At 50.6% G+C, this 9,292-nt stretch carries 6 protein-coding genes and 1 riboswitch (1 of these 7 cut by a window edge); all 6 genes read left to right on the top strand.

The window, feature by feature from the left end:
• Positions 1-119 precede the first annotated feature (119 nt).
• Positions 120-1,127 (top strand): MoxR family ATPase, encoded by a 1,008-nt coding sequence (locus tag MKY48_RS04715; protein WP_339292412.1) that lies wholly within the window; start codon positions 120-122, stop codon positions 1,125-1,127.
• The gene (locus MKY48_RS04720) at positions 1,124-2,431 is read left to right on the top strand and encodes a DUF58 domain-containing protein (protein WP_339292413.1); all 1,308 of its coding nucleotides are present in this window, start codon (positions 1,124-1,126) and stop codon (positions 2,429-2,431) included. The genes MKY48_RS04715 and MKY48_RS04720 overlap by 4 nt, the downstream gene beginning before the upstream one ends.
• Positions 2,403-4,727 carry a transglutaminase domain-containing protein gene (locus tag MKY48_RS04725; RefSeq protein ID WP_339292414.1) on the top strand — a complete coding sequence of 775 codons (2,325 nt, stop codon included), beginning with the start codon at positions 2,403-2,405 and terminating at the stop codon, positions 4,725-4,727. The genes MKY48_RS04720 and MKY48_RS04725 overlap by 29 nt, the downstream gene beginning before the upstream one ends.
• A gap of 78 nt (positions 4,728-4,805) precedes the next feature.
• On the top strand, positions 4,806-6,344 hold the full coding sequence (gene guaA / locus MKY48_RS04730; RefSeq protein ID WP_076325868.1) for a glutamine-hydrolyzing GMP synthase: 1,539 nt from the start codon (positions 4,806-4,808) through the stop codon (positions 6,342-6,344).
• Between the two features lie 252 nt (positions 6,345-6,596).
• A complete protein-coding gene (locus tag MKY48_RS04735; protein ID WP_339270421.1) occupies positions 6,597-7,535 on the top strand; it encodes an NADP-dependent oxidoreductase in 939 nt (312 codons plus the stop codon).
• Between the two features lie 278 nt (positions 7,536-7,813).
• Positions 7,814-7,912: riboswitch (purine riboswitch) on the top strand.
• A 212-nt stretch (positions 7,913-8,124) separates the two neighbouring features.
• On the top strand, positions 8,125-9,292 hold the 5' portion of the coding sequence (locus MKY48_RS04740; RefSeq protein WP_213647789.1) for an NCS2 family permease. 203 nt of this gene lie beyond the right edge of the window; the window shows 1,168 of its 1,371 coding nt (coding positions 1-1,168); its start codon is at positions 8,125-8,127; its stop codon lies off the right edge, out of view.

Below are 9,292 nucleotides of genomic sequence, written 5' to 3' on the forward strand. Positions count from 1 at the left end.
AGGCCAATCCTTTTCTAGTAAATGACGTCTATCTTCTTGCTTTCTTGGAAAACCTATTCATAGATTCAAGATTCCAAGTTACCGCTATCTAATAATCTATGAATATAGGTTGGAGGTTGATGTTCTTGTTTAGTTCATCCGTTCATGCTGAAGAAGCAAATCATCCGGAGTGGGCACCTGAGCTTCTGGGGAGGGTTACCAAACGGATCGGGAGTGTCATTGTTGGACATGAGGAGCAAATCTCGTTAACGATGATTGCCTTACTGGCCGGAGGTCATGTGCTGCTGGAGGATGTGCCGGGAGTCGGGAAGACCATGCTGGTGAAGTCGGTGGCTGCGTTAATCGGCTGTGATTTCAGCCGCATTCAGTTTACGTATGATTTGATGCCAGGTGATATTACAGGGGCGTCGGTCTATTATCCGCATACGGGAGAATTTGTATTTAGGCCCGGACCCGTGATGTCCAATATTGTGCTGGCCGATGAAATTAACCGGGCATCGCCACGGGCACAATCCGCGCTGCTGGAGGCGATGGAAGAGGGGCGCGTCACCGTGGACGGCCATACGTATCCGCTGCCGGCCCCCTTCTTCCTGCTGGCAACGCAAAATCCCTATGAATATGAAGGGACAAGCCGTCTGCCGGAGGCGCAGCTGGATCGCTTTTTGATGAGATTATCGCTGGGATATCCCAATATAGAAGGCGAATTGGAGCTGCTGGAGCGGGGGATGGGCAGTTCCAGACTGGACGATCTAAAGCCCCTTATGATGGGATCTGAGCTCATCCGGATGCAGCAGATGGTTTCCCGTGTATTTGTGGATGACACCATAAAACGTTACATGGTCAGTGTGGCCGATGCTTCCCGAAAACAGCAGGGCGTGACCCTGGGGATTAGCCCGAGAGGGACATTGGCGTGGCTTCGCGCTTCACAGGCGGCTGCGTTTCTGACAGGACGAATGTATGTCATCCCGGATGACTGCCTGCGTGTTGCCGTACCGGTGCTGACCCACCGGATTCATCTGTCTCATGAGGCACGCGCTGCCGGTGTAACTCCTTATGAAATGGTGGAGTCCATCATTACGAGGTTTGATCTGCCGCGCCAGCGAAGCCGGAAGGGAAATCCGTCGTGAGACGCCGTCTGCTGGAATGGTCGAGAGGAGTGGCCATCTGGTCCGTTTCGTTGGGCCTTTATGTTTGGTTAGGCGGGGAATCGCTGCGGCTTGTATGGTGGGCATCCACGATTCTATTGCTTGGCGGGGCTTTAACGAGCTTGCTGGGCCCAAACCGAATCACCATATCACATACAAGCTTTCCTTCGTGCATACAGGCGGGAGATTCTGCTCAGATGACGGTTCAAGTAACCTATCGTTCCCTTCTGCCCGTGCCGTGGCTTATCATAACCGACCGGATCGGCAGCAGGGAGTATCGCAAGCTGCTGTTCCCGGGCATGAAGCGAAGGCTCGAGTATACCTACAGACTGAACCAGGTTCCCCGCGGAGTCTGGTCTTCGATCTATAGCGAGGTGGAATGGGGCGATATGTTCGGCTGGTTCAGGACAAGCCGGAGTGTGGAAAGCGATACAGCCGGCATGATCGTGCTGCCAAGGCCCTCCGCGTGGCCGGAGGCCCAGGTGCCCATGCATGGAAGCGATATGGACATGGAAGATGAACGGGTACGCTTCAAGGTTTGGAATGAAATGAGAGGATCGGGCGTGCGTGACTATGTTCCCGGTGATCCTATGAACCGGATTCATTGGAAGAATTCCGCGAAGCTCGGACGCCTGCAATCCTTCATGCCGCATGAGAGTTATGGATCAAGACAGGGGGTTGTCCTGGATACATCGCTCCAAGGGTATGCAGGTCTTGGAGCCTTGAAACCGGAGGATGCATTTGAAGACGCGGTATCTGCGGCAGCAGGATTTGTATCTCGGCTCATCCGCTACAAAGTTCCCTATCAACTATGTATGGATGGGGATGGGATGGAGGATCGGCGGATCGAATACAAGGGTGTGTTCAAGGCGCAGCAGGATACGTTAGTACCGTTTGCCTCCGTTCAGCTAACCGAGAAAGATCCTTTACGGAACCGAAGTTTCGAGAAGTCTCTATCTCCCTCGCAAAAGAATACAGATTGGGCGATTATCACAGGTGTTTTTCATCAGGGAACGGCTGTTGCAGCGATCAACCTGCTGAATGCTGGAAGCAGAAAGGTTACCATCTTCTGTACGCAAAGTGTAAAGCGCTTGAAACCGGCTGGAAATTCAAGCTCATGGGTTAGTCCAAATAGTCCAATGGAGAATCAGGCGCAGCCAGAATGGGCACGAGAGTTCTTCAGCAAAGGCGGGAGACTAGTTTATTTGCATGAACAGCCGACAGAAGGGAAGCCAATGCAGATAGGAGGTGCCAACCATGATCGAACCGGAAAGCTCGCCCGTTAGGGAAGGAGGCCATCGGAAGACCAGTATATCCGGAGCCCATAGTGTACCCCATATTTTCGTCTCCCGATTGTCGCACGGAACGCTTCTTCATCGCATATTGATTACTCTGCCGGTTATGGGACTGCTGTCAGAGTGGCTCTTGCCACTTTGGGATGCAGGGGACATGGGCGGCCATCTTATGCTGCAAACCTTATTTATCTGGGCTTTATTCTTGCTGCTTCAAGGATTGTTTACGCTGCGGGGCTGGGTATGGCTGCCGCTGAACGCCGTTCTGGTGGTCTGGCTGTGTGCCCGATTGTTTGAATATAGCGATCCGCTGGCATGGTTATCCGATTTTGTTTCGGCTATACTTCCCGGTGATGTTTCGGTATTCGGAAGTGCGTGGGAGTTTACTGCCTTAGGTCAGGAGACGAGAACGATCATCCTGCTTATCGGCTGGGCTATCATGGTGTCCGCGGTCCATATGCTGGCTTTGTACCGCCGAACCGTGTGGTTGTTTGGCGGTTCGACGCTGGTTTATTTGGCGGTGCTCGAATCCGCCATGGAGGAGAGCGTATACCGTGATATGCTGCGAGCTGTATTGTATATTTTGCTGGCCCAGGGCATGATGCTGATTCTTAAGCTGAAGCAGGAAACCGTTGAGGGGACCCATAGGGGAGCGGACATCCCTGAGCCTGTTCGATCCGGCCGCTTGTCTGGGCTGCCTGTGCTTCGCTGGAGTCTGGTGGTGGTGCTTGCTTCCTGTCTAATCGCCGGAATAACCCGAGTGGGAGGAGCTTTTAGCGAGCCTTCGGCAGGTGTGGGATTAACGGTATCCGAATTAGCGGAACGTCTGACGGGATGGGGGGACAGGCTCCGGGGAAACGCGGAACCGTCGATTCCTGCCTCTCAGGTTGCTGGATACACTTCCCAGGGAAAAGATCTGGGAGGTCCACTGACGCTGAGTGATGCGATGTATTTTACCGCGCAATCGCCTGAACCGACTTATTGGCGGGGGGATACGTATAACCGGTATGACGGACGGAAGTGGGATGCGGATCCTTCCATCCGCAAGCCCGTCAAGCTATCCGAAGACCTGAGCCACATCCTGCCCTATTGGGAGCGTCCTTCCGGAGACAGGCTCGTCCAGACACTGACTTTTGAACAAGATACCCCGATCCAGTCCGTGCTGTCCGGAGGCATTATTACCCGCATAAAGGAGATGCATTTCTCCAAAGAGAGAGGTACACCGAGGCTTGCCGTTGACAGGCTGTCCGAAACGGTATCCTTGCAAGGCGAGAGGGCGGTATCCGGTTATACGATAGAAACAGTATATAGTCAGCCGGAGGAGCAGTCGCTCCGCAGTGCAACTAACAACGATCCCGAATATATGAAGGAGATGTACCTGCAGCTTCCTGAGGAGCTGCCCCTCAGGGTGAGGGATTTAGCGCAGAAGATCACATTGGACGCTGAGAACAGGTATGAAAAGGCGAAAGCTATCGAATCCTATTTGGAGAAGAACTATACGTATACGTTGCAAACATCCGTGCCACCGGAGGGCCGGGATTTTACGGATCACTTTTTGTTTGATACGAAGGAAGGGTACTGCGTTCATTTTGCTACGACAATGACCGTCCTGCTCCGATCTGAAGGCATCCCCGCACGCTACGTGACCGGATTTGCACCGGGTGAGCGGGTAGCAGGTACGGTTGATCGTTATGAGGTGGCCCAAAAGAATGCGCATGCATGGGTTGAGGTTTTTTTTCCGGGACAAGGCTGGGTGATGTTTGATCCGACCCCAGGCTTTGGCATCGAGCAGATATCCACTCCTCCGATTGCCGGTGATTTTGGTTCTGCCGGGCTTAAGTACTGGAACAGCATGTGGAATTCCATGCTTTACGGCGTCGTTAAAGTACTCTTTTTGATAGCCGCCATCGGTCCTGTGATGTTTGGGGGCGTTCTACTATTGATTCTTCCCATCCTTGTGGCAGTTGTTTATCAAATGCCGACCGTGCGCCAAAGCTTGACCTTCATGAGGATGGCCAGAACGATAGCGATAAGCAGGCGGGAGGAGCTCGTATCGGCCTCGGTGTGGGTTTGGGACAAGCTCCAGCGAAGATTTGGAGATGTGGAAAGAGGGCAGACCATGCGTCAATACGTCAATGCTTTGTCGATTGCCGATGTCGAATTCAGGGCGGAGCTGGAGCAGTTTGCGCAGCGCTGGGAGCGGGCGGCATACCATGATAAACCGTGGTCCCGTACCGAAAAAGTACTCTTTTTACGCCAATGTATTCGAATTGTCAAAAAACTGGCATGAAAACAAAAGGCCCTCTTTCTTGACGGTATGAATTCGGGTTGCGTATAATTAATTTCATTAATCAAGGGAGGCCCGGTAATGAATAAGCCTAATGAAATCATCGTCGTTTTGGACTTCGGTGGACAGTACAACCAACTTATAGCACGACGCATTCGCGATCTTGGCGTTTATAGTGAGCTTCTGCCATACAACACGCCCGCTGAGAAAATCAAAGAACTTTCCCCGCGCGGCATTGTTTTCTCAGGAGGTCCTTCCAGCGTGTATTCCGAGAATGCACCGCATGTGGACCCAGCCATCTATGATCTGGGACTGCCGATTTTCGGCATTTGTTACGGCATGCAGCTGATGGCTCAACAACTGGACGGAAAAGTAGAACGTGCTTCGAAACGCGAATACGGTAAAGCCGAATTGGAATTTGCTCCGAACTCGACGCTTGTCAAAGGGATTGAGCAAAAACAAACCGTGTGGATGAGTCATGGTGATCACGTGGTATCACTGCCTACCGGCTTTAAGCTGGATGCAGGAACGGAATCCGCTCCGATCGCTGCGATGAGTAACGAGGATAAGAAGCTGTACGGCGTGCAGTTCCATCCGGAAGTTCGTCACTCCGTCCATGGTAATGAAATGATCAAAAATTTCTTGTACGAAGTGTGCGGTTGTGAAGGCAACTGGAGCATGGAGACTTTTATCGAGGACCAGGTTCGTGAAATCCGCGAAGTTGTCGGCGAGCAAAAAGTGCTGTGCGCGCTGAGCGGCGGCGTTGATTCCTCCGTTGTGGCCATGTTGATTCACAAGGCAATCGGTGATCAGCTGACATGCATGTTCATTGATCATGGACTGCTGCGCAAAGGCGAGGCTGAGAGTGTTATGGAAACCTTCGTTGGCAAGTTTGATATGAAGGTCGTTAAGATTGACGCTCAGGAACGCTTCTTGTCCAAGCTGAGAGGCGTAGACGATCCGGAGAAAAAACGGAAAATCATCGGCAACGAGTTCATCTACGTATTCGATGAGGAGTCCAGCAAGTTTGATGATTTTGCATTCTTGGCACAAGGCACGCTGTATACCGATATCGTGGAGAGTGGTACGGACACGGCGCATACAATCAAATCCCACCACAATGTCGGTGGGCTGCCTGAAGACATGAAATTCACGCTGATCGAGCCGTTGAAAGCTCTCTTTAAGGATGAGGTTCGTAAAGTCGGCGAGGAGCTTGGTTTGCCGGATGAGATTGTTCACCGTCAGCCTTTCCCTGGACCGGGTCTTGCGATCCGCGTACTGGGCGAAGTAACGGAGGACAAGCTGCAAATCGTTCGTGATTCCGACTACATCCTGCGCGAAGAAATCGCGAAAGCGGGACTGGATCGCGAGATCTGGCAGTATTTCACGGCGCTTCCGAACATGAAGAGTGTCGGCGTAATGGGTGATGCACGTACGTATTCCTACACCGTAGGTATCCGTGCCGTTACCTCCATTGACGGCATGACAGCGGACTGGGCGCGTATCCCATGGGATGTGCTGGAGAAAATCTCCGTCCGCATCGTGAACGAAGTCGAGAACGTCAACCGTATCGTGTATGACGTGACGTCCAAACCGCCAGCAACGATCGAGTGGGAGTAGTTTATTTTCTGCTGTACTAAAACAAAAGCCTTCAATCCACATCTGTGGGATTGAAGGCTTTTTTATGTGTGGTTGTACCACACGAACTTTTTCCTGTATTCAATAGACGGATAGATGCCCATGGTTTTATTGTATGCATCTTTTGTGTAATAAGATCAATAATACGTTAAGGTGCAAATGTTAGGTGCGAGCGTTTAGGAGGTTGAGCCGAGTCCTAAAAGGAAGTTGAACCAAGATCGAGGAGGAAAAAGAATGAAAGCTATCGTCATTGATCGATATGGGGGAAAGGAGGAACTACAGGAAAGAGAAGTACCTACCCCTACACCACAAGCTCATCAGGTCTTAGTTAAGGTGGCCGCCACCTCGATAAATCCAATTGACTGGAAGCTCCGTGAAGGCTATTTAAAACAAATGATGGATTGGGAGTTCCCGATTATTTTAGGTTGGGATGTTGCTGGGACAATTTCAGAAATTGGGCACGAGGTAACGGATTGGAAATTGGGAGACGAAGTGTTTGCCCGTCCGGAAACGACTCGTTTTGGCACTTATGCCGAATATACTTTGGTGGATGAACACCTGCTGGCGCGTAAGCCTGCTGCTATTTCATGGGAGGAAGCCGCATCCGTTCCGCTCGCAGGGCTGACTGCTTGGCAGGCGCTTTTTACACATGGTGAACTGACCAAAGGAGAGAAGGTATTGATCCACGCAGGCGCAGGCGGTGTTGGGATGTTCGCTATCCAGTTTGCCAAACAAGCGGGAGCCTACGTTATTACGACCGCTAGTGAGCGTAATCATGAACTGCTGGCTTCACTTGGAGCTGATCAGATTATTGACTATCGCACGACCCCATTTCAAGATGTATTATCGGATGTGGATGTTGTGTTCGATACGATGGGCGGTGACGTTCAGAAGAACAGTTTTAAAGTGTTGAAAAAACACACCGGGCGAATCATATCGATTGTCAGCGATTTTGATGAGGAGCTGGTAAGAGAATACGACGTAACCGCCAAAAATATATGGCTGGATCCCAATGGTCAGCAACTTCAGGAAATAGCAGATCTGTTGGAGCAAAAAAAAGTAAGATCAGTAGTGGGAGCTACGTTTCCTTTTTCGCAAAAAGGGCTCTACGATGCCCAGGGATTAAGTGAGACCCACCATGCTGTCGGTAAAATAGCAATAAGTTTCTCCTGAGGAGCACACGATCCCAATTTCTCCCTGCGTGGGAAACAATCCGGTTTCGACTGCTTCTGCTACCATCGAGTGAAACACCTCCCGAACGGATTTCAGTGATCATGTGCGCCATATTCCATGGTGTATTTTGTCGTATGTAGTTCAGTTGTCCTAGAATCAATAGGTGGCGAAGCATCAATTTCCGAACATTTCTTTAAATTGACAAGCATAATATTCGCTTTTGTTATTGACAAGATTGGGCTTCTCGTCCTAGAATATGTGTAGAAACTGACATGACAACTACAAATAACGAGCTTTTTCGTATAATCCTGGGAATGGGCCCGGGAGTCTCTACAGGTCACCGTAATGATCTCGCTACGAAAAGAAGAGCGGCAATATAATGATGCGGACTCGTCCAGCATTCGAGATATCGGCCTGTTTATGGAGCGCCGCTCCATAAAGCAGCAGCCGGTTATTCGATAAGGGTGCTGCCTGGCAGCATGCGAATGATTGTTTTGCGGCTCTTTTTTCAAGCGATGGCCCTGGGGATTTATCCTTAGGGTCTTTTTGTATGTTGTCGGTCATTAATTTTAAGGGGGATATCTCTACAATGGAGCGTTTCTTTAAACTAAAGGAACACGGAACAAATGTAAGAACCGAGATTATCGCAGGCTTGACGACATTTATGACCATGGCTTACATCCTGCTGGTCAACAATCTGTTCCTGGGTCCTGATGGCGCAGGTATTCCGCAGGAAGGCGTATTTTTCGCTACTGCAGTAGGTGCCGGCCTTGTGACGATGGCGATGGGCTTCTTCGTTAACATTCCGGTTGCGTTGGCACCAGGTATGGGTTTGAACGCATATTTCATGACAGTTGTATTAAGCTCGAACGGAGCGATTACTTGGCAGGCCGCACTCGGTGCAGTATTTATCTCCGGTATTGTCTTCATTATTCTTACGGTTACCAAAGTCCGCCAAATGCTGCTGACTGCGGTTCCAAACAATTTAAAGATTGCCATTACGGTCGGTATCGGCTTGTTCATTACCATCGTTGGTCTTAAGCTGGGCAACATCGTGACGGCTTCCATTAACCCAGGAACGGATATTACTCATCCGGTACCAGGCGGTGCCTTCAATCTTGGTCTTGGGAATTTCATTCAGAACAAAGATACGCTGCTTGCGATAATCGGGCTGTTCCTGATCGCCATCCTGATGGTTCTCAAATTGAAGGGCGCTTTGCTTATCGGTATCGTGCTGACAACGCTGATTGGTATTCCAATGGGAGTAACCGATCTGTCAGGTCTGAGTACTGCAAGCTGGATTCCTTCATTTGATAATCTGGCTGTCGGTCAGATGGACTTGAAGGGCGCGCTTGGCATGGGTCTTCTAGAAGTTATTTTCATCTTTACATTCGTTGAACTGTTCGATACGTTCGGTACATTGGTTGGTACCGCAGGCCGTGCGGGACTCCTGAAGAACAAAGAGGAAGGCGAGAAGAAGCTTGGTAAAGCAATGCTCGTGGATGCCGGCGGCGTAAGCGCGGGCGCATTCCTTGGAACAAGTACAATCACTGCTTTCGTAGAAAGTACCTCCGGTGTTGCAGAGGGTGGACGTACAGGTTTGACTGCGGTTACTACTGGCGTACTCTTTATTCTGGCATTGTTCTTAGCTCCGATTGCTCTGGTTGTTCCTTCGGCTGCTACAGCTCCAGCGCTTGTCATTGTCGGTGTACTGATGATGAGTCAGGTACGCGATATCGAGTGGGATGACTTCATGC

The organism is Paenibacillus sp. FSL W8-0187, from assembly GCF_037969755.1.
Lineage (GTDB): Bacteria > Bacillota > Bacilli > Paenibacillales > Paenibacillaceae > Paenibacillus_AQ.

Coding starts and splice junctions, on each gene's coding strand:
- MKY48_RS04715 (WP_339292412.1), top strand. CDS start 120: ATGTTCTTGTTTAGTTCATCCGTTCATGCTGAAGAAGCAAATCATCCG.
- MKY48_RS04725 (WP_339292414.1), top strand. CDS start 2,403: ATGATCGAACCGGAAAGCTCGCCCGTTAGGGAAGGAGGCCATCGGAAG.
- guaA (WP_076325868.1), top strand. CDS start 4,806: ATGAATAAGCCTAATGAAATCATCGTCGTTTTGGACTTCGGTGGACAG.
- MKY48_RS04735 (WP_339270421.1), top strand. CDS start 6,597: ATGAAAGCTATCGTCATTGATCGATATGGGGGAAAGGAGGAACTACAG.